We start from the raw sequence: 22,826 nt of genomic DNA on the forward strand, positions 1-22,826 counted from the left end.
ATCTCTTCCAGGGAACTGGCAAACCAGTACCTTTCCAGAAAGATATCCCGGTTATTATCCGAGAGATCTCCCAGAAACCGGCTGACCGTTTTTACCAGTTCCTCTTTCATCACCGCATCGTCAATGGCCGCTCCATGTCCCGCGCAGTCGTCCAGCTCTTCCAGCGACTGCTCGTATACACATTTTCTTTTCAATGCATGGTTATGGGTAAATCTCTTCAGGGAAAGATTTTTGACAATCCGGCACACATACGCTTTAAAAAGCTTTGGCCACTGCGGCGGCAGCGTATTCCATACCGCCAGCCAGCTGTCATTTATAACTTCCTCGCTGTCTCTTGTATCATCTACAATCCCCATGGATATACTGCGGCACAACCTTCCATACTTGATATCCGTTTCCTCGATTGCTCTTTCTGACCGCTCCCAGTACAAAGCGATGATATCTTTATCCTCCATCTCCTCACCTCCGTGATCTCTGAATGTGCACTTTCAGACTAGTGTACTGTATCATTCACAATACGCAGGATGCCGCAGAATGAATGAGACGGTACACTAGATTTTTTTCATATTTTTCCACGCGTATTTCTTGATTACCTCCACTTTCCATACATTTTTACGACAGATATGTAATACATCTACTGCATACATTGTATGAAAATATCGGACAAATGTCCATGTATTTTCACTAAACAAACATCTATCTACTTCCATCGGACAGATATCTGTCTATTCTATAAGTACCAATCCGGCACAGGAATCCACATAATATTTTAAAAAATATCAAATAATATTGGGGAAAATTTTGAGCTGTCCGCTACAGTCTGAATCTATCCAACTCGATGTAACATCAGGGACAAAAGAAAAAGCAGGAAGTCCATTTGTGATTTCCTGCTCGGTGGCGCTGCTGTGAGGGCAGCGGTTATTCAGTTATATGAATTCTATTTTATTCCTCTGTTAAGTACGATACCGCTTTTCTCAAATCAGAGACAAATTGAGCTTGTTGCTTTTTTAAATAAGACTTTACAAAAGGTTTCATAAAAAATTTTTTCACTGTTACATGCTCTGTAAAGTCAATCTCTGTTTCACCATCTCTGGAAGTAAAAATACCAATCCAGTGTCCTTCCATGTTGCTGTTTTCCATATCAAATTCCCAACACTTATATGGTTCCGTGGCAGTGATCGTAAAGGTGGTCGGATAATCTTCTTTGGTGTATTCAATAAACTGCTTATCATTTATAACTTCTGTTCTGCTCAAATCACTGCGCCATGTGTAATGCTCAACATCCGTAACAACTTCCCACACTTTATGAATGTCGCAGGGAATACGGGCTTTTATATTTGAAGTTGTCATTTTTCACACCTCCCCAAAACTACATTTGTTATTTCCGATTTGGCTTCCTTTTAATAGCTAATAATTTCATATAGTCATCAAATTCAGCCGTATCTGTCGGCTCAAACATAACCCATTTCCCATCATGATATGTTTCAGCCTCATCGTATCTCTTACAAACGGACTCCGAAAGGGTATCGCGTATCGCTTCAAATTTTGCCCTTTCATTTTTGCCAAAAATAATCATGAAACCCACGCAATTACTTTTAGCATACAAAGCACAAAGTGTTTTGCCACCTCTGCGATATTTATACTCATAAGCCCAGTTCTTACCGCCAGTATTCCATAATCGTTCCATTTCGTATTTTTCATCAATGACCAAGCATAATTTTTGCCAAACCTCAAACAAAGATTGTCCGAGTAATTCAATCATAGCTGATTGAGATGGTATGTGATCAATCATAGTATCCCCTCCGTAAAACCCAATAAATTCCTATCCCTATCTTAGCATACTTCCCCTGTGTTTCCTATCGCTATTCGCCAAAAGCTGCGCTCACGACGAATCTATTCCCAGTTTTTTAACGATATTCGCAGATACCACCGTGATTCATGAGAAAACACAAGATAACAAGGAAAATAATCGTAATACTTAGTAATTAAAGTACGGTTAAAAATGAATTTATTAAAAAAATAACCGTAATATCAACGCCCAGATTCAAAAATCCCCATAACCTTTTCCTCCAGCGTGAGCTTCATTTCCCTAAAATGCAAAACACCTCCAAAGTAACAGATTTTTAATCTATCTACTTTGGAGGTATCCTGCCATTATAAGATGCTTTTGCTTTATTAGATATTAGATATAAGAAAGATTTTATACCGCCGGGCAGGGGCGGCGTTTTTTGTATACCACCGGCTCTGCTCCGCACTGAAACGCCAGGTCGTAAGCGGGCTTCAGGGAGCTGCCGATGGCTGCGGCGTGATGGGCGTCAGAACCGATGGTCACGGTGCGGCCACCCAACTCCACAAAACGCCGGCATATGACGGCCAGTTCCCGTACCGCCTCTTTCTGTCCGAAAAGGCGGGTGTTGATTTCCAGTGATTTTTCTTTGACTGCCAGGAGTTTTAATATTCTGTCGATTTCTTCTCTGAATTCTTCATAATAAAGAAGCGGGTCCTCGTAGGGCGCTTTCCGGCAAATGTAATCCATATGCCCCAGGGCATCAAAGTCATCAAACTCGCTGATGCAGCGGTACATAGTTTCCAGGTAAGCACTGTAGGCGCTTTTTTTATCCGGGAAATCCTCAAAATAATTTTTTTCGTATAGATCTTTTCCACAGACGGCGTGGATGGAACCGATCACCATATCAAAAGGACAGGAACGGATCAGGGCGCTGTTTTTTTGGCAGACGGCGGACTGGAGACCGATTTCTATTCCAAGAAGAAAGGTTTCATTTTGGTAAGGCGAATAGGTTTTAAAATAGTCGTCGGTACAAAATTCGTAGACCAGAGGAGGCGGAAAATCATAGTCCATATGCTCTGTCAGAACGATTCCCAGTCCGGTCTCCTGTTTCCTTTTGAGCAGTTCCGGAAGTTTCATCCCGGCGTCTGTGGAAAAGGGACTTGTATGCATGTGTGTGTCAAACATATTTTCTCCATGGGCGAGCTGCCGTTTTAGTCTCGCGCCTCCGTGTAGTGGATTGCCATTTTATTCTGGCGTCTCTGCGTGCAGCGAGCTGCCCTTTTACTCCGGCAGTTCTGTGTGTATATATTCCTCTCTGATATCTTCCGGCACCAGACTTCCGCCTGTGGCCCATACCACATGAACCGCACCCTGCATTTTATTTTCCAGACCATTTTTCCGGATGTATTCCTGCAGTTTCGGGTTCCGGTTCAGGAATACCGGTCCCTGAAATGCAGCGCAGGCGCTGGATTCCAGAAAAATGTCCTCCTGTGCCAGCAGGTCTCTCATATATTCATATAATTTATAGTCCCGGACGGTCATGCCGCCGCTGAACATTTTTTTCATGATGGTTCCCACGAAACCGGAAGGTCGTCCCACGGCCAGACCGTCGGCGTGGGTTTTGCCGCTGAGTCCGATGTCCTGAACGGATATCTCATGATTGAGGCCGGTGGCCATCCCCAGCAGCATGCACGGAGCCTGTACCGGTTCCACAAAAAAGCAGTGTACGGCGTCTTTGAATACCTGTTTCAGGCCGAAACTGATGCCGCCTGGCGCACCGCCCACCCCGCATGGGATATAGACAAAAAGCGGATGCTTTTCGTCAATGACGATTCCTTTGTCATGGAACTGTTTCTTGATCCGTTCTCCTGCTGTGGCGTAGCCAAGGAAGAGCGTTCTGGAGTTCTCATCGTCGATAAAATAGCTGTGAGGGTCCGCGTCAGAAAGTTCTCTTCCTTTTTTCACCGCTTCCCCGTAGTCTCCCTCGTACTCTTTCACCACAACGCCATGGCTCCGGAGCAGTTCCTTTTTCCACTGCTTCGCGTCGGCGGACATGTGGACGATCACTTTATATCCCAGCACGGCGCTGATAATGCCGATACTCAGTCCCAGGTTGCCGGTGGATCCCACCTGAATGGTATAACCGTTCAGGAAGCGCCGCACCTCTTCCTCGCCCAGCTTCTCGTAGTTCTCACCCTCTCCGGGGAATCCGTGCTCTCCACCCAGTTTCTCGTAGCTCTCACCCTCTCCGAGAAATCCATGCTCTCTGGCCAGTTTCTCTGTATAGTTGAGGACCTCGTAGATGCCGCCCCGGGCTTTTACGGAACCGGCAATGGCGAGATGACTGTCCTCTTTCAGAAAAAGCCTCCCGTCAAGGGCTGCCCCGTATTTCTCATTGAGATAGTCTTTCATGGCGTTTATTTCCACCAGCGGAGACTCGATCAGCCCATGCAGGGGTTTTGTCTCCGGAAAATATTTCTCGATGAGAGACGCGAACCGCAGCAGTCTCTGCTGTGCATCTTCCACGTCGCCGGCGTTAAGCTCGCAGTCTTCCATGCTCTCCGCGAAGGAAGTCTTCCGGGGATTCACCCAGAATACTTCTTCCCGGCGCTGCATCTGCTTCACCAACGGCTGCTCTGACACAAGCTTTTCAAAGTTTTCCATGTTTTTTCCTCCATGCAATCTGCGCCATGAACTCCTGCATGATCTCTGCCGCTGCGATGGATGTGATTCCTCCCGCATCGTAAGCCGGGGCAACTTCCACCACGTCGTATCCGACCACGTTCAGCTCTTTTAGTCCCCGGAGCAGTTCCTGCGCCTCCCAGGTGGAGAATCCTCCCGGCACCGGCGTTCCGGTTCCCGGCGCAAATGCCGGGTCAAGGAAATCTATATCAAAGGTCAGAAACACTTTTTTCCCCTTTGTCCTCTCGTATATCTTCTCTATGACTTCCTCCGCCGTCATACGGTGCATTTTTGACGCCTTTATGACTTCATATCCGAGCTTCCGGGAATTTTCAGCGTCTTCCGCTCCATAGAGACCTTCCCGAATTCCCACCTGCAGGGAGCAGGAGGTGTCCACCAGTCCCTCTTTTGCCGCATGATAAAATGGTGTTCCATGGCTGTACGGTTTTCCAAAATACTCGGAAATCGTATCATAGTGTGCGTCAAAATGCAACAGAGCCACCGGGCCGTGCACCGCATGGCACGCCCGAAGTTCTGCCAGCGTCACGCTGTGGTCGCCGCCCATGGCGATGGGAATGATTCCGTGGGAGAAGATCTCCTGCATCTCCTTTGTGATGATGGAGAAGGAATCTTCCACATATCCCGGAACGGAACCCACATCTCCCCAGTCCACGCCGGAGCAATGCTCAAAAATATCCACTTCAAGTTCCGGATGGTACGGCTTTGCCGCCAGCGCCGACGCTTCTCTGATGGCCGAAGGGCCAAAGCGCGCTCCGCTGCGGTATGTGGCACAGGTATCAAAAGGGATTCCCACCATAGCAAAATCAATATCCTCTGAGGCCCGTACATTTTCCATCCGCATAAAGGTCCGGATACCGGAAAACCGCGGCGACTGCAGAGAATTCACTGTTCCATATTTCATCGTTATTTCCTCTTTTCTGTTATGAAGCAGGTCACTTCATATTATTTATAGTCGAATTATCTATAATCGGATACAGTTGTGATCCGCAACGGTCACTTTAATTCTGGTTCCGTTGTCAAACAGGCTCTTGCTGCGGAAAAGCACGTCGATCTTCAGCATCACATCCCGGATCTTCACATGATATTGCAGTACATTTCCTTTCGGAATGTTATCCACGATCACTCCCTCAAAGGTATAATCTTCTTCCGGGCCGTTCTCGCCGATGATCTGCAGAGTCTCCGGACGGATGGCGATGCCTGACGGAGACGTTATTCTTTTCCCGGTCACTGCGGCGAATTCTTCTTCGGAAAGAATATTGTAGTTTCCGATGAAGGTCGCGGCAAATTTGCTTACCGGGGATGTGTACATCTCGATCGGATTACTGGACTGTTCGATTTTTCCTTCATGGAACAGGTGGATGGTATCGGACATCACCATGGCTTCATCCTGATCATGGGTCACGAAGATGGAAGTCAGTCCCAGTTTTTTATGTACTTCCCGGATGCTGTTCTGCAAAGACTTCCGAAGCTTCGCGTCGATGGCGCTCAATGGTTCATCCAGCAGGAGAACCTTCGGCTGCTGGACGATACTTCTTGCCAGAGCCACTCTCTGCTGCTGTCCTCCCGACAGATTATCCGGATATTCCTTTTCTTTTCCTGTCAGCTCCACCATTTCCATGGCAGCCTTCACTTTTTCAGCGATTTCTTCCTTTGATTTCTTTTTCATTTTCAGGCCGAAAGCAATATTATCTTCCACCGTCATATTGGGAAACAGACTGTAATGCTGGAAGACCATTCCGATATTTCTGTCCTTCGGCTTCAGATTGGTAATGTCCTTGCCGTCCATGAGAATCTGCCCGGAGGAGATTTCCTCCAGTCCTGCCAGACACCGCAGCAGCGTACTTTTTCCACAGCCGGACGGTCCCAGAAGCGTTACGAACTGTCCTTCCTCGATGGACAGGTTTACATTTTTCAGCACCTGATTATCCCCGTAAAATTTATTGATATTCTGAAATTCGATATAAGCCATTTTCTTTTACCTGCCCTTCTTTTTATTTTTTTGCAGACCAAACACTGCCAGTGAAATCATCAAGGTCACAAAGAATAAAAGTACGATTACCGCGCTTGCGTGCTGTCCGGACTGGCGCATCTCCGCATACAGGTACATCTGCCCGGTCGGGAAATAATTTCCTGCCAGAGTATTAACGATCACGAAGTCTCCGAATACAATGGACATGGCCAGCATGGCGGAAACCATGATTCCGTTCATGATATTCGGCAGAATGATTTTCCAAAAGGTATAAAATCTTCCGGCTCCCAGCATCTGCGCCGCTTCCAGAAGTCTCGGGGCATGTACCGCGTTGAGATTGTTGCGGACGCCCTGATAAATGTACGGCAGCACGACGATACAGTAGGTGCAGGCCAGCATAAAGACCCTGTTGCTGAACGGCGCCGGTGCGTTTGCGTATAATCCCAGCACACTGATTGGAAGAATGACGCCCTGCACTGCGTACGGAATGGTACAGACGATCTTCATGATCTTGTCCAGTCCCGGCAGGTACACGATGATCACGTACATCGCCAGAAGCACCACGATGGTACAGACCGCGATCGGCACGATGGAAATGATCAAAGACCGGAGGATGCTCTGCCAGAAATACACATCCTGGAACAATTCCACATAGGCATTGAGAGAAAATCCTTTCGGCAGAATGGTCATCCACTCCGTAAATAATGAGTATAAAAATGTCAGGAACAACGGAAACAGCAAATAAACTCCTATAATCCACAAAACCAGGCTGCTCCCTGCTTTCTTTCCTTTACTTCGCATATCCGGTTTTCCTCCTTCTGTTTCCCTGCAGAATTTTTTCGTTCATCAAAATAGAAAGAATCATCAGGATCATCAAAATGACCGCCAGCGCTCCGCCCAGATGCGGATTCTGCACCACGTCGCCCACAAACTGCTCCGAAATTCGTATTGGAAGAATGGAAACGTTATTCATAACCAGTGCGTAAGCCGTGGCATAAGCCGCGATGGCATTGGCAAACATGGTAGAAAAGGTTCCGAGAATACTCGGCATCAAAACAGGAATTCCCACTTTCAGCCAGAATGTCAGGCTGCTTCCTCCCAGAAGTCCGACAGCGTCCTTCCATTCTTTCTTGATGGATTCAAAGGCCGGCAGAAGCAGAAGCATTGACAGAGGTATCTGAAAATAAATGTAAGTGATCATCAGTCCCACAACGGAGTAAAGTGGAAATTCAGCAAGAAAACCGATTCCGTATTTTTGTCCGATCAATGTGAGGACACCGGTATTTCCCAGCATGATAATGTAAGCAAATGCCAGCGGCACACCGGAAAAGTTCGATACCATATTTAAAATGCTCATGAATATTTTCTTTGCGATGCCTCCCTTTTCGTAGGCCGCCTTGGCTCCGAAAAAGGACACCACAAGTCCGATGACTGAGGAAAAGATTGCAATTACCAGACTGTTTATAATTGCCGAACGATATAAATGTGTAGAAAAAATCCGAATATAATGATCCAGTGTAATTCCGATGGTTCCGTCATCCGGAGTAAAACTCCGGATAACGACTGAGATAATTGGAATGATTTCAAAAAGTCCTATCAGAATCACAAAAGGAAGTAATGCAAACAAATACTGCTTTTTATGACCTTTTTTCATTGCTGCTCTCCTTATTTAGCGTAAGCCATTATCTGTTCATCCCATAAGTTATTTGGCGTAAGCCATTACCTGCTCATTCCATAAGGTCGGAAGCTCTGCCACGGTCTGTTCCCACGCGTCCGCGTCTTCCACCATTCTGATGTTCTGGTACTGCTCATCCGGTATCATCTTCGCCTGCAGATCCGCCGGCAGCTCGATGTCACGGACTGTTTTCGCATAGCCCTTCGCCAGATTCAGCTGTCCTTCATCACTTAAAATGTATTCTCTTGTGAGAGCTGCTGCATGTGGTCTCTGGGTATAGGCATTGATGATCGTTGTGTAGCCGCTCTGTACAGAGCCTTCCTCCGGGATACAGATCTCAAAATCAGCGCCCGGATTATTTTCTTTGATCTGTTCGCGGTAACCGATGCCCACGAAATCCCAGATGATCGCCACGCCGATCTCACCTTTTTCAATCCGGCTTAAAGTAAATTCGCCCTTATCCAGTCTGCCCTGTTCTGCCAGCTGACGGAAGAAATCAAGTCCCGGCTGGATGTTGCTCTCATCGCCTCCCATTGCGTAAGCTGCCGCCAGCACCGCGTACTGCGCTCTTGTGGATCTTGCCACGTCACCGATGGATACCATGTAATCTCCCTCCAGCAGATCCTGGAAAGAAGTCGGCGCTTCCGGAACCAGTTTCTTATTGGTAAGCAGCGCCATAGTTCCGTAATAAGCTACCACCCAGTCACCGTCATCGTCCTTCGCCCAGTCCGGAATCTCATCCCAGTAGCTGGTCTTATATTTCAGGGTCAGGCCCTGTTCTTCCGCCACGGCGCCGTAGGTTTCTCCCACATCGCCGATATCTTTTGTGGCGTTATTTTTTTCTGCCTCAAACATTGCCAGTTCCTCTGCTGAAGAAAGGTCCACATCCGTATGTTTCAGTCCATAAGTATCAGATATTCCCTGCCAGGTGTCGTCCCAGTTAGCCCAGTCATCCGGCATTCCCACAGAATTCACTTCTCCTTCTTCCTTTGCTTTCGCTGTAATTTCCTCCAGCGTCATACTGTTCAGATCCACTTTTTCCGCCGTGCTGCTTCCGGATCCGCTGCATCCGGTCAATAAAACGGAAAACGCCAGAACTGCTGCTGTTAATTTCAAAACGTTCTTTTTCATCAATATTCCCTCCTGAGTTTGTTACGTTTTTCTTTTTTCTTCAGCAACATCAGTTTATTTCTTTGTGCCGCAAAAACTTCAATACAGAAAACCGTAAAGTTTTGTAATTCTCAGGTAAAATTTATTTCTTCACCGGAACCTGAATCTCCAGTACCGTTTCCTCTCTGTCGCTGGAGAGGGTCACGTCAATCTTATATATCTGCAGGATATTGCCGCAAATCCGATATCCTTTTTCTCTGATATAATCTTTCACCTTTTCAAAAGAGGAATCATATTTCTCCAAAGTTCCATTTTTGTAAAGCATACAGACATAGTTCCCTTCGGTGATTTTTTTCAGATATGCTTCATCAGCATTTTTGGGTGAGACAAGTAGCATGGGAACTGCCGAGATCAACTGGTCATTTGGTTCCAGCAGCCGCTCATCCGAGAAGACGCCCACCCGGTCGCTGGCAAGAATCGGTATTTTCTCCCGCACATAATTTTCCAGCATAGTAAATGCCATGGCATGCTTTTCCCTATCTCCGGACTCTTCTCCTAAAGTGACCATATACCGTTCCGGAAAATATGTCTCAAAGACCGTTTCCATCTCAGGAAGCTCAGACAGACTCTCCAGAAATTTCATTTTTTCAATCAGTATTTCATTGAGCTGTATCTGTTCCTGCAGCTTTTTTTCAAATTCCTGCTGATATCTGCGCAGCATGGAAATGGATTTCTTCAGGTTTCTGTTATTAAAATATTCCTGAATCTCGTGGAGACTCATACCAATTGCCCGCAGCTCAAGAATCGTCCCCAACTTTTCATACTGCCGGATCGAATACATGCGGCGGCCGCTTTTAGTCACATAATCCGGCTTCAGCAGATCAATCCTGTCATAATGACGCAGTGTCTCACTGGTTATGTTCTTCAGTTTCGCCAGTTCTGATATTGATAAAAGGTATCTCACCATCGTATCTCCTTTCCTGTCCCCCATAGATTTCCTGTCTTTCATAGGTTTTATGTTTCTCCTATGTTTTACAGGAATCCTAACGGTTTTCTCTGTAAAAGAAAAAGGAGCTCATCATGAGCTCCTAAAGAAAAATCGGATTAGACCATGCTGTTTTTCCATATCTGTCTATACATTCTACTCTTATGTACTGTTCATTTCCACGCAAAGGAAACTCTGCACGCGTAATATCATCTTTTCCTGATTCCGCTATGACAGAACCACCTGCATTAATGTAATTCCCTGCCATGAAGTTCACCCGGCTCACAGCGCTGCACTCCACAAAAGCTGTGTCATTTTCAATACCCCAGTTGTAGATAGAAGGACCTGCGGAGGAATAATAATTTCCATTGATAATAGCATTAATCACAGACTCGTGATTCAGCGCCTCCGCTTTCACCATGATATATCCGCCAAAGCTGTCTCTGACAACTCCGTCATTATGATTATCGTCTGACGCCGTGGCAAAAATATGCTTTCCATTGCGGAGCATCACATCCCAGCGCAGGGAATCGAATCCTGTGGCGCTCTCATTGACAGTGCCGTAATTATAAATCTCCAGAGCAGTGAGTCCGTCCGTATAAATAAAGTCCTCTTCTCTCACTCTGGACCACACCGGATGATTGTATATGGTGATGCATCCATGGGCCTTCAGATCATCCTGAAGCTCCTGTGCGACCTGCGCGCCGTTCCAGGAACCGCAGTATTCTCTTTCCGGATAGTCCTGCAGATGGGAGAAAAGTCCTTTCGCCGCTTTACGCTGCATTTCCTCATTGCCAAGAATCCCATGTATATGATGAATACTTAACCGTTCCGCCCTGTTTTTACTCTCGTCTTTATACAAAACAGCAGACGCCTCAACGGCAGGCAGAATAATGAATTCATCGCAATCGAAATCTCTCCGATAATCCGAAAAAATATTGTGGTCACTAATTGCCAGAAAATCATATCCTTCTTTCTTATAGTACTGCACTACCTCTGCAGGCGTCAAACTTCCATCGGAATCCGTCGTATGGCAGTGAAGATTTCCTTTATACCAGTTTCCCTCTTTACTGAAACCTTCCATTTTTTTGATCATAAAATCATACCTCCGGTTATTTTCTATCACATTCTTGTTTTATTTTTCAACCATATTCCTGTAAAATGATTGTAAAAAGACCGGAAACTGCCGGTTAAATTATGTTGACTCACAGCTACGCAGTCCGTGCGCGGCCCGGGTTTGAGCAGTAACCGGAAACCTGCTTTACTCCATCTCCTCCAGTATTTCTTTCAGCTTGCCAAGCACCGCATCTTCCTGCATCGGCACCAGGACTTCGTAGGCGGCTTTCTTCAGACCTTCGCTGGCGTTGCCCACGGCGTAGCCGTATTTGGCCTTTTCGATGAGAGAAATGTCGTTATCGGCGTTGCCGAATGCGGCTGTCTCCTCATATGTAATACCATAGTGTTTTTGCAGAAGAGACAGACCTTTTCCTTTGTTACAGCCTTTTTTGGTGAAATCCAGATAACAGCTTCCGGCGATACAGACATCCATCTTATCAGACCAGCGTTCCTTCATAGTCTGCTCCACATCCGCCGGGATACCGTCCGGATGATAGAGAGATACTTTGCTGATATCCGGAAGAGCCTTTAAATTCGGCACTTTTTTCACCTGGCAGCCGTATCCGAGAACCACCTGATAGAAGTCTTCTCTCGCTTCATTCACGAAGTTCCAATCCGGCATGCTCGGCATATAGGTAAATCCCTGGCTGCTTAAGGCATCCAGATCCTGCGCCAGTTTCGCGTAATCCCCTTCTTCAAACTTCATGGACCGCACAAAGTCTCCGGCTGAGATGTCGGTTCCATTGTCCGCCAGGTAGGCGATCTCTTCCTGAATCGGAGCGAATACTTTTTTGATGCTGACTTTCTGCCGTCCGCTGGCCGCCACAAAGATGACGCCTTTCTCCTGCAGTTTCTTTATCACCTCGAAGTATTCCGGATTGAGATCCATGGTGCTTTCCGGAAGCAATGTGTCGTCCACATCGGAAACGATTAGTTTTATCATGATGTATTGTCCTTTCTCTTTGAAATAGGAATAAAAATCAGCACCACCCATCAATGATACAGTCCAGATTTTCCACTGTATACATGTGATTTTGGATAATTTTGTTATTATTGTAGTATTTTATAATTTCTTTACATATCTGTATTTATAATATCTGAGAATGGTTTCAATTGTTGAGCATACATTCCACTGAACGATGCTAATAACGCTCTTAATTGCTTAGCAGCATTTTGTGTAGCTTCCTTACTTTTTAGACCACTTTCTATTGCCGGTTCAAGCGTAGAATGCAATGGCATCAAAACATCTAATATTATCTTCCACTCTTCAACTAACTTATCAAAATTTCTATTGTCTCTAAATACTAGTTTCCAAGAATCTAAAATCTTCTTTCCAAGTAAGTTTTCCATACAAGTACTTACTGCTAATATCAATAACATTTTAGATCCGCGCTTACTTAAAAAATTAAATTCATCATTCTCTATATCCGTTCTCTGTTCTTTTTTATTTTTTAATTTAATTTTAAATTCATCAATAGCTCGTCCTAATGAATACACAAAAATAATATGCTCTGCAGTCAGCTGATCCGAAAAAATATTTGTATATTCTTTATCTTCGTCCCATATCAATTTTTTTGAATTATAAGCAGTTACACAATCTCCATGAAAAGCTAGTAAGGTTTGAGCAACTAAATATGGATCAAATACTTCTTTGTTTCTAACCCTTGTACTATCTCTTCTTCCACCACTGTAAGATAATTGCGGATATTTTTCAAATTCTTTTCTAAGTCTTACTTGTTGTTTATCATTACTTCTTAAATCAGATGGCAAGATTTCATTTTGCTTATTGTTATTATTAATAATTTCTTCTATAATTTTAGGCTCACTGCACACAATAAAACGTATCGGAACAAGAAAATCTTTTTTAAAGCTTTCTACAGCTCCGATGGCTCCAGTTGATTGTGCTCCATTAATTATAGTTATTCCATGTACTTTGTTTATATTATCATGATCCATTTCATAATCATTTACTAAGGCCGTCAATCCATTATTATATGCCCAAAAGTTTTCTGGTTGTTCTTGTACTGTGTTCATAATACCTAAATTTATTTTATTTTTTCTTTTTCCCGCTCCTAAATAATTTCTTGGATTTCCAGAAAACAAATCATCTTTATACATTAAATAAAGTTTTCGTATCCAACTACCTTTTACTGCTGTTACACAGGATTTCCACTTTTCACCCTTGACTTCAAAGGCTTTCCCAGTACCTTCCACATCAATCACTTCTTCGATTGTAATTCTTTTACTAGAGCTATTATACCAACGTTCAATCGTATTATTTCCAACCTCTAATGCTACTACTTTGACAGAATTATCTCCAGCTAAATCGTTTATCAATTTTTGTGCTGCGATCTGAACAGTGTTTAATTCCTCCTGAACTTCTGGATTGTTTTTTTCATTCATATTATGAACATACCAAAAATAAACTGTGTTAATATCGCCTTCCTTAATCGCATCCTGCAATTCATTAACTGAATCTTTTATTCTATCCGGTATATCATTCATATCTCTCGTAAAAATCCATGATGCTGCTACATTTAAATCACTTGCTTTATTTACTTTCGCTAAGTCTGTTTCTGTTGGATTTTTCTTCATATAAGCTTGAGCTATGACTGCAAATCCCGAATCTCTATCTATATAAATCAAATCACACTTTTTATCATCACTTCCATCTGTCAATGCTTCCGAAGCAACCGATATTATATCTTCGATGTCATATCGCAATTGCAACGCATATAATAACAATGAATTATCCCCATATAAATCCATCAAATCAATTCGTCCTTTATAATTGCTTACATAGTTATACATCATCTACTCCTTATCTTATGTATATTTATACTTTTTAAAATATGCTTCTACGTAGATTATATTATCACCATATATTAAATGATATATATATTTTTTCTCCTGGTTACACTACTACAATTCCTAAGTTTTACTTACCAATAATGCTTGTTCCATTCTTTTTATTTCTTCATTAATCGCAGTATCTATATATGTTTTCCATCTTGGTGCATCTAAAATATCTCTTCTTGTTTCGCACAATAAAATCAATTCTCGTAGTCTTTCTGGATTAACGTAACCTGTTCTAAACATTGCCATAAAATACTTCCGGTACTGAGCTAATGTTAATGGAACAATATCCAATCTCTGCTTTATATCGCCTCGTGCATACCAAATTCCATGTCTGAATGTTTCTGCCGTATTTGTATCTATTTTCACTGCAATAAACATGCCATATACTGGCTTATCATATTTTAAAACAGCATCCGACACATGCCTTCTTACAGGTTCTCCCTCCATTGCCTCTTGACGTGATGACGTAGACATCGTAACTTCTGTTAAGATTGTAAAGTCATTAAATTCACAATATAGATCACCTTTCCCTCCACCAGCGGCAGATACCGGAAGAAAATCTGAATCCAATTTAAATCCCCTTACCTCATAAGGTTTATTGACCATATGATCAATAGCTAAAGAGGCTCGCCATAAAATCCACTCCAAATATGCCGGGGTCTCATCTTTTGGTACTTCAATAACATTATCATCATCGTATGTACGCTTTCCACCGCCTTTAATCAACAGCTCCATATAGTCTGCTATTTCTTGCCATTGATTACATTGTTCTTTCGCATACTGGATTTCATCTGTCTGAGATAAGATATTTTCTAAACGTTTTCTAGCAATATTGGCTTCTGTTGCGGTATTCAATGGCAGATCTGTAATATCAAACAAAATATGTCTATTTTTCATCTGCTTTATTAAATCATTCAATAACGCTTTAGCAGTATCTAAATTATCCGTTGGTAATTCCGCACCTTCACACAAGCGCTTATATTGAATCATTATCGATTCTTCATTGGATGTTGATTTTGCCAATTTTTCGGCCAAAATATGTTTAGCCGGAACAATAATCATTCCTCTTCCTTTTCGTTGTAGCACCCCGGAAATACGTAAGTACCGCATGTTCATATCACTATAATCAAGAAAATTATCTGTTTTCTTATTATAGCGTTTTCCACGTTCTGCAACTTCTTTCCTATCAAAATTACGTTTTGACGGTGCTTGTTTTCTTCGAGTACGCAAATCCAAAATATTGTCTACGACCTTTTCAATTGAATAACTTGGATTTGTTGTATGTCCCCATAATGCAAATTCTATTCTGGTGATCTCTGAACTTCCTGTTCGTTTCTCTAACTCTAACATAATCGCCAGTATCCACCTCAATGGAGAAAAATAAGAATTTCCATCCGGCATGGCAAACTGTTCAACACTTAATGCCCTTAAATAACATTCCTGCACTGCCGGATACGTATCTGCCTTTAAAAAAGTTCGTCCAAATGGTGTTATATCATCTAAGTGTCCCAGTTCACCTTGATCTCCATCTTTTTTCTTTACTTGTGGATAAATGAAACCATTTTTTGAAAACATCAAACGCCATTTCCGAGCATGACTACCAGATGTATCTTTACCGACTTCATTTTGAATAATTCCTTGGTTATTAAGAAAATTCATAAAACCAATTTCATTCTCTTTCCCACGAAGTTTTCCCACATACGGCGAATTTGCAAACGCCTTAAAACCTTCTTGTATTCTATTCGGATTTCGTAATCCAGTATTTCCCACTAACCAAATATCTATTTTTTCTTCCATATATCTTCTCCGTTAAATCCAACAAATAAATATTCCTGTACCTTATTTCGATTTGTCCTAGCATGTTTTTGATTTCCAAAAGAATATGTATAGTCTATTGGCACTACTTCTACATGATCTTTGTATTTTGACATAAGTGAAACCATTTCATCTTGTGTTGGTTGGCTATTTGAAGAATAAGATACAATCAAAATGCTTTCTGAAAACTTTTTAAACAACTTATCGAATGCATCTGTAGCACCTTTCCTGGTTGAAAACGGTGTAGGATATGATTTAAATTTCTTTGTCACTGTATTTTCCTGTATTTCCACACCTTTCCAATCTCGTGCCAAACCTTCAACAAAATGATATCTACGTACATATTCATTATCTGACAATGGAGAATAATATGGCGGATCAATATATACTAAATCTGGATGCTTAACTTTTATTTCCATTGCATCACCATGCTTAGATTTATTTTCACAACCATTATCAAAAATTGCATTATTGATACTTTCCACCGCTTCCAAAAATTGCTGTTCTAAAGATTTCTGTAAATCTTTTCTACCGTCATTATACCGATCTCCGGTATATGTAAAAATTCCTCTTGGTCTTTTCTTTATACAAGCTCTAATCAATGCCGTCATTGCAATTGCTTTCTTATATTGATCTCTAATAGTCGCAATATTAGTTCGTAAAATATCTATTAGCCTATTCTCTTCATCTTTATAATATAAGCCTTGAAATGTCTCTTCTACAAAATGATCAGACTCTCTTTTTTCAATCAATAATTTCTTTGCCTCATCCAATGGCAACACAACATTATTGTTTTCCACCATTGCTTTGGCAAAGGTTGCCGACATTGCCATATAGTCATTGCTAATTACAGTTTTCCCCTGAGCTTTAAACATGTAACCCACAATGCCAGAACCGGAAAACAGATCCACTACAGAGTCAAAATTGAATTGTGACGCAACAGCCCAAATTTGAGGTAATAATTTACTTTTAGAACCCATATATCTAGTTGCTGGATATTTCATTACCTGCTGAGGCAAAGGTTTCGGTACTATTTTTAACCAAGTTTTCTGTTTTGGCAAAATATCTACTATAATATCCTCTCCTTTTCTTTTACTTCCGTTGCAAGAAATATACCTTTTTGTTTGAATAACCTCGATCTTATAATCTGCGTACAGCTCATGAACCAATGGATGATTGGAATTTGTCAATATTACATGACAGCCTAACTCCTGTAATCTTTTAACTTCTTTCGCTAATTCTACATGATCTTCTTCATAAAATTGTTCCTTTGTATATCTTTTAAAATCTGAATATTCTGAAATTGGCAAATATGGAGGATCTAAAAAGATAAAATCTCCTGGTTCTGCATATTCTTTCAATACAGATAAATAATCTCCACATGTTATAGTTGCTTTTTTCAATACATCTGATGCAGCATATAAAGCTTCTTCATCACAAAAATTAGGAGCTTTATATTTACCAAACGGAACATTAAACTGTCCTTTCTTATTGACACGATATAAACCATTAAAACATGTTTTATTCAAATAAATCGTTCTCGCCGCTGCTTCTTCTTTTTTTAATTTAAACCAATCTAACGAACGTACTTCGTAAAAATCTTCTTTAGTATTTTTATATTTTTTCAGATATGAAATAACAGTCTCTACGTTATCGGCAACTTGTTGATACAGGTTAATCAGTTCTGGATTACTATCCGCGATTATTGCTTTATCTGGACTTAATGCAAAAAACAGCGCACCACCGCCAATAAATGGCTCTATATATTTTCCATATTTTTGAGGAATTTTAGGCATGATATCTCCTAACATCTGGGTCTTTCCCCCAGCCCATTTCACAATAGGCTTTGCCTGTATCTGCTTTGCCTTCTTTAAAACTTGTTCCATCACTCCTTATTCCTTTCAATTTCTATTATTTCCATGATATCACTAATATCACATTTTAAAGCAGTGCAAATTTTCACCAGTACATCTGTGGTAATATTCTCATTTTTTCCAAGCTTCGCCACTGACGCATGGCTGATACCCGCAGCCACACATAAATCTTTCTTTTTCATATCTCTATCGATAAGCAATTTCCATAATTTTTTATAACTAACCGCCATATTTTAACCTCTAAATCCTTTTCTAAAATAGTGTTATATTATTATTCTATCATGTGATTTCAGCTATATCAATATTTATTTCAGCGAACGCATACTTTTTGAAAAACATTTGTTCTCATTCAATAAAACATTTTAAATGAAATCATGATTGTCTCTCTTCTCCAATATAAAAATATATTCGTGTGCCAGCATTAAAAATTTTCTTTCTCTTCCCTCCCAATAATTTGTAGAACGACAATTATGTTGCTCTTTTATAATAATTTCTTTAAGTTTAAATCCTGTACGCACAAATTTCTGCATCGAACTCATTCCTAAAGGTAATACATAACCTTTCTTTCGCATATCTCCAATCATAAATGCACATATTCCTCCCTTCTTTAAGACCCTATATGATTCTCCTGCAATTTGTTCCAATTCCCTCAAAAACTCCTCGTATTTTAAGTGGGAGATGTCTCCTGAAATTTTCTCACTGTATCGTATAATATCCGCATATGGAGGATGCGTACAGATAAGATCTATACTTGCGTTTTTTATAAATGATAAATTACTTGCGTTTCCTTGTTTGGTGAATATTTTTGATTTTTCCTGACAAGTAAAATTTAGATTTGTGTTAGATAATTTGACAGCTTCAGAATTTATATCAACACCGATTGCATTTCTTCCCAATAACTTTGCTTCAATCAATGTTGTGCCACTGCCTAAGAATTGATCTAGTATCCAATCTTTTTTCTTTGAGTATCGTAAAATAATATTTCTAGGAATATATGGTGACCAATTCCCCCTATATTTTCCTGAATGCGTAGCCCAGTTTCCTCTTTCTGGAAAAGACCATATTGTTGTATTTTCTAATTTAAATCTCTCTGGTTCCTCTCTTATAAAAATTCCCCCTTCTTTTTTTAACTATTATACACCTACAATATTTATTTGTCTATTAAAAATATTGTTTTAATATATTAAATATAAAAAAGTAAACACAGCCTGGGTATCTGCTTTCTACTATATTCTTCTCAACACTTAGTAAATTGGGAATACATACTTTTGAGAAATACATAACAGCGGCTCACAGCAAAACAGCCGCCTCCAAAAATGGAAGCGGCTGAATCGTTCAATATTTATTCTATTCCACGAATATTTTATTCGATTAGTTCAGAATAAACCAATACTTATACGAATTACTCTACGATAGAAGCAACACGGCCTGATCCAACAGTACGTCCACCTTCACGGATAGCGAATGTAAGACCCTGCTCCATAGCTACTGGGTGAATCAGCTCGATTGTCATCTCTACGTTGTCACCAGGCATGCACATCTCTGTTCCTTCTGGAAGAGTGATAACACCTGTAACGTCAGTTGTACGGAAGTAGAACTGAGGTCTGTAGTTGTTGAAGAAAGGAGTGTGACGTCCACCCTCGTCTTTTGTTAATACGTATACCTGAGCGGTAAATTTCTGATGGCATGTAACGCTGCCTGGCTGAGCCAGAACCTGTCCACGCTGGATCTCTGTTCTCTGAACACCACGGAGAAGAGCACCGATGTTGTCACCAGCCTGAGCTTCGTCAAGAAGTTTACGGAACATCTCAACACCTGTTACAACAACTTTACGTGTTTCTTCTGTGATACCAACGATCTCAACCTCATCGGATACGTGCAGTACACCACGCTCTACTCTACCAGTAGCAACAGTACCACGACCTGTGATGGAGAAGATATCCTCGATAGGCATCAGGAATGGTTTGTCTGTGTCACGCTCTGGGTCTGGGATCCACTCGTCAACAGCGTCCATGAGCTCAAGAATCTTGTCGCCCCACTCGCCGCTTGGATCTTCCAGTGCCATAAGTGCGGAACCCTGGATGATTGGAGTGTCATCTCCTGGGAACTCGTACTCATTTAAGAGCTCACGAATCTCCATATCTACTAACTCTAATAACTCTTCGTCGTCTACCATGTCACATTTGTTCATGAATACAACGATGTAAGGAACACCTACCTGACGGGACAGAAGGATGTGCTCTTTTGTCTGAGCCATAACACCGTCTGTAGCAGCTACTACAAGGATAGCACCATCCATCTGAGCAGCACCTGTGATCATGTTCTTAACGTAGTCGGCATGACCTGGGCAGTCAACGTGTGCGTAATGTCTCTTCTCTGTCTCGTACTCAACGTGAGCTGTGGAGATTGTGATACCACGTTCTCTCTCTTCCGGAGCTTTATCGATGTTATCGAATGCTACGGACTCACCAAGACCTAATCTCTCGTGAAGAGTCTTTGTGATAGCAGCTGTTAAAGTTGTTTTACCATGGTCAACGTGTCCGATGGTACCAATATTACAATGTGGTTTAGTTCTTTCAAACTTAGCTTTAGCCATTTGAATTTCCTCCTTAAATATACGCCCCGACGGGCTGATTTAATAATACACATTCTGCCGCTCGGCCTGTCTGACCGAGCAGGCTCTGGTCATAGCCAAGCCGCGGCTTCTCTTAGCCGCACCTGCTATGATTATATTTCATTTTAAGTTGATTTGCAAGTAAAATTTGGTTCTTATTTGTATATTCTACTTACATAATTCTTACGAAATTATTTGCTCCGCGCGTCCAGAATCTTCTCCTGTACATTTTTCGGAACTTTTTCATAGTGATCGAAGAACATGGAGTAGTTACCACGTCCCTGTGTTCTGGAACGCAGGTCTGTGGAGTAACCGAACATCTCGGATAACGGAACGAATCCATGTACGATACGTCCGCCGCCCACATCTTCCATTCCTTCGATACGTCCACGACGGGAGTTGATATCACCGATAACGTCACCCATGTACTCTTCCGGCATGGTTACGTCAACCTTCATGATAGGCTCCAGTAATACAGGGTCTGCTTTCTTCATAGCGTCCTTGAATGCCAGGGAACCTGCTACCTTGAAGGCCATCTCGGAGGAGTCGACCTCATGGTAAGAACCGTCGTAAACAGTAGCGTGTACGCCTACTACAGGGAATCCGCCAAGGATACCTGCTTTGGCTGCATCTTCGATACCAGCGCCGACAGCCGGAATGTATTCCTTAGGAATAGCACCGCCGACAACCTCGGAATCGAACTTAAATGTCTCTTCACCGTTGACATCCATCGGCTCGAAACGTACTTTACAGTGACCGTACTGACCACGTCCACCGGACTGTTTAGCGTACTTGGAATCCACATCCACAGCTTTTGTGAAGGACTCTTTGTAAGCAACCTGCGGAGCGCCGACGTTTGCTTCTACCTTGAACTCACGAAGCAGACGGTCTACGATGATCTCCAGATGGAGCTCACCCATACCGGCGATGATGGTCTGTCCTGTTTCTGTATTGGTATGAGCACGGAAGGTAGGGTCCTCTTCAGCAAGTTTTGCCAGAGCCTCACCCATCTTGCCCTGACCAGCTTTTGTCTTAGGCTCGATAGCCAGCTCGATAACCGGTTCCGGGAACTCCATGGACTCCAGGATAACCGGATGCTGCTCATCACAAATCGTATCACCAGTAGAAGTAATCTTAAATCCTACTGCTGCAGCGATATCTCCTGCATATACTTTATCAAGCTCTGTACGTTTGTTGGCATGCATCTGAAGGATACGTCCAACACGCTCTTTTTTGCCTTTTGTGGCATTTAAAATGTAGGAACCGGAATTCATAGTACCGGAATATACACGGAAGAATGCCAGCTTACCTACGAACGGGTCTGTCATGATCTTGAATGCCAGAGCTGCAAACGGAGCATCGTCAGAAGATTCTACGGATACTTCGTTGCCGTCCAGGTCAACACCCTTGATGTCTTCTACATCGGTAGGCGCCGGTAAATATTCGATGATAGCGTCCAGAAGCTTCTGTACACCTTTGTTTCTGTAGGCTGTACCACAGCATACAGGAACCATGGAACAATCACATGTTCCTTTACGAAGAGCAGCTTTCAGCTCTTCGACAGATGGCTCTTCACCCTCAAGGTATGCCATCATTAAATCGTCGTCAGATTCGCAGATTTTCTCGATCATATCGGTACGGTAAAGTTCTGCGTCATCCTTCATGTCTTCCGGAATATCAACGATGTCGATGTCCTCGCCCTTCTCATCGTTATAGATGTAAGCTTTCATCTCCATCAGGTCGATGATTCCCTTGAAATCATCTTCTTTTCCGATAGGAAGCTGAATCGGGATCGCGTTCTTTCCTAATCTTGTCTTAATCTGCTCTACTGCGCCGTAGAAGTCCGCACCCATGATATCCATCTTGTTGATGAATGCCATACGAGGTACGTTGTAAGTGTCTGCCTGACGCCATACGTTCTCGGACTGTGGCTCAACGCCGCCCTTCGCACAGAATACGCCGACAGCACTGTCCAGTACACGAAGAGAACGCTCTACCTCAACGGTAAAGTCCACGTGTCCCGGTGTATCGATAATGTTGATACGATGCTCTAACGCACCGTCTTTTGGTCTGCAGTTTTCCTGTAAAGTCCAGTGACATGTTGTGGCAGCGGAAGTGATTGTAATACCTCTTTCCTGCTCCTGCTCCATCCAGTCCATGGTAGCAGTACCTTCATGAGTGTCACCAATCTTGTAATTCACGCCAGTATAATAGAGGATACGCTCTGTCAATGTTGTCTTACCAGCATCGATATGGGCCATAATACCAATATTTCTGGTTCTCTCAAGTGGATATTCTCTTCCAGCCAAGTCTCTTT

Annotated in this window: 20 protein-coding genes; all 20 read right to left on the reverse strand. The window is 42.4% G+C overall.

Going from position 1 to position 22,826, the window contains the following annotated elements:
- Positions 1 to 455 (reverse strand): sigma factor (locus tag B5F87_RS13945; protein WP_087282061.1); only part of this gene is annotated, 455 nt, incomplete at its 3' end.
- 487 nt (positions 456 to 942) lie between these two features.
- Complete coding sequence (locus tag B5F87_RS13950; protein WP_087282063.1) at positions 943 to 1,350, reverse strand: SRPBCC family protein; 408 nt, start codon at positions 1,348 to 1,350, stop codon at positions 943 to 945.
- Positions 1,351 to 1,378: 28 nt separating this feature from the next.
- Positions 1,379 to 1,792 carry a DUF3788 domain-containing protein gene (locus tag B5F87_RS13955; RefSeq protein ID WP_087282066.1) on the reverse strand — a complete coding sequence of 138 codons (414 nt, stop codon included), beginning with the start codon at positions 1,790 to 1,792 and terminating at the stop codon, positions 1,379 to 1,381.
- A 408-nt stretch (positions 1,793 to 2,200) separates the two neighbouring features.
- Positions 2,201 to 2,974 (reverse strand): histidinol-phosphatase HisJ family protein, encoded by a 774-nt coding sequence (locus tag B5F87_RS13960; RefSeq protein WP_087282068.1) that lies wholly within the window; start codon positions 2,972 to 2,974, stop codon positions 2,201 to 2,203.
- Positions 2,975 to 3,070: 96 nt separating this feature from the next.
- Positions 3,071 to 4,453, reverse strand: coding sequence for a D-serine ammonia-lyase (locus B5F87_RS13965; RefSeq protein WP_087282070.1), 1,383 nt, complete (start codon positions 4,451 to 4,453; stop codon positions 3,071 to 3,073).
- Positions 4,440 to 5,393 (reverse strand): agmatinase, encoded by a 954-nt coding sequence (gene speB, locus B5F87_RS13970; RefSeq protein WP_087282073.1) that lies wholly within the window; start codon positions 5,391 to 5,393, stop codon positions 4,440 to 4,442. Before speB ends, B5F87_RS13965 begins: the two co-directional genes overlap by 14 nt.
- A gap of 60 nt (positions 5,394 to 5,453) precedes the next feature.
- A complete protein-coding gene (locus B5F87_RS13975) occupies positions 5,454 to 6,461 on the reverse strand; it encodes an ABC transporter ATP-binding protein (protein WP_087282075.1) in 1,008 nt (335 codons plus the stop codon).
- 6 nt (positions 6,462 to 6,467) lie between these two features.
- Positions 6,468 to 7,262 (reverse strand): ABC transporter permease subunit, encoded by a 795-nt coding sequence (locus B5F87_RS13980; RefSeq protein WP_087282077.1) that lies wholly within the window; start codon positions 7,260 to 7,262, stop codon positions 6,468 to 6,470.
- The gene (locus B5F87_RS13985) at positions 7,252 to 8,115 is read right to left on the reverse strand and encodes an ABC transporter permease subunit (RefSeq protein WP_087282079.1); all 864 of its coding nucleotides are present in this window, start codon (positions 8,113 to 8,115) and stop codon (positions 7,252 to 7,254) included. Before B5F87_RS13985 ends, B5F87_RS13980 begins: the two co-directional genes overlap by 11 nt.
- Positions 8,116 to 8,163: 48 nt before the next feature.
- Positions 8,164 to 9,267, reverse strand: a complete 1,104-nt coding sequence (locus B5F87_RS13990; RefSeq protein ID WP_087282082.1) for an ABC transporter substrate-binding protein — start codon at positions 9,265 to 9,267, stop codon at positions 8,164 to 8,166.
- 121 nt (positions 9,268 to 9,388) lie between these two features.
- Positions 9,389 to 10,255: a MerR family transcriptional regulator gene (locus B5F87_RS13995; protein ID WP_242964481.1), complete on the reverse strand. Its 867-nt coding sequence runs from the start codon at positions 10,253 to 10,255 to the stop codon at positions 9,389 to 9,391.
- Positions 10,256 to 10,334: 79 nt separating this feature from the next.
- Positions 10,335 to 11,327 (reverse strand): PHP domain-containing protein, encoded by a 993-nt coding sequence (locus B5F87_RS14000; protein ID WP_087282084.1) that lies wholly within the window; start codon positions 11,325 to 11,327, stop codon positions 10,335 to 10,337.
- 165 nt (positions 11,328 to 11,492) lie between these two features.
- Positions 11,493 to 12,290: an HAD family hydrolase gene (locus B5F87_RS14005; protein ID WP_158097057.1), complete on the reverse strand. Its 798-nt coding sequence runs from the start codon at positions 12,288 to 12,290 to the stop codon at positions 11,493 to 11,495.
- A gap of 131 nt (positions 12,291 to 12,421) precedes the next feature.
- Positions 12,422 to 14,116 (reverse strand): AIPR family protein, encoded by a 1,695-nt coding sequence (locus tag B5F87_RS14010; protein WP_242964485.1) that lies wholly within the window; start codon positions 14,114 to 14,116, stop codon positions 12,422 to 12,424.
- Positions 14,117 to 14,278: 162 nt separating this feature from the next.
- A complete protein-coding gene (locus B5F87_RS14015) occupies positions 14,279 to 16,003 on the reverse strand; it encodes an AlwI family type II restriction endonuclease (RefSeq protein WP_087282088.1) in 1,725 nt (574 codons plus the stop codon).
- Entirely contained in the window at positions 15,988 to 17,907 is a 1,920-nt protein-coding gene (locus B5F87_RS14020) for a Dam family site-specific DNA-(adenine-N6)-methyltransferase (protein WP_087282090.1), read from the reverse strand. Before B5F87_RS14020 ends, B5F87_RS14015 begins: the two co-directional genes overlap by 16 nt.
- Positions 17,907 to 18,125 (reverse strand): helix-turn-helix transcriptional regulator, encoded by a 219-nt coding sequence (locus B5F87_RS14025; protein ID WP_087282092.1) that lies wholly within the window; start codon positions 18,123 to 18,125, stop codon positions 17,907 to 17,909. The genes B5F87_RS14020 and B5F87_RS14025 overlap by 1 nt, the downstream gene beginning before the upstream one ends.
- Before the next feature lie 132 nt (positions 18,126 to 18,257).
- On the reverse strand, positions 18,258 to 19,007 hold the full coding sequence (locus B5F87_RS14030) for a DNA methyltransferase (RefSeq protein ID WP_087282094.1): 750 nt from the start codon (positions 19,005 to 19,007) through the stop codon (positions 18,258 to 18,260).
- 290 nt (positions 19,008 to 19,297) lie between these two features.
- Positions 19,298 to 20,491 carry an elongation factor Tu gene (gene tuf / locus B5F87_RS14035; RefSeq protein ID WP_087282096.1) on the reverse strand — a complete coding sequence of 398 codons (1,194 nt, stop codon included), beginning with the start codon at positions 20,489 to 20,491 and terminating at the stop codon, positions 19,298 to 19,300.
- Between the two features lie 209 nt (positions 20,492 to 20,700).
- Positions 20,701 to 22,818 carry an elongation factor G gene (gene fusA, locus B5F87_RS14040; protein WP_087282099.1) on the reverse strand — a complete coding sequence of 706 codons (2,118 nt, stop codon included), beginning with the start codon at positions 22,816 to 22,818 and terminating at the stop codon, positions 20,701 to 20,703.
- Between the last annotated feature and the right edge of the window lie 8 nt (positions 22,819 to 22,826).

The organism is Eubacterium sp. An3, from assembly GCF_002159465.1.
Classification (GTDB): Bacteria; Bacillota; Clostridia; order Lachnospirales; family Lachnospiraceae; genus Anaerobutyricum; species Anaerobutyricum stercoris.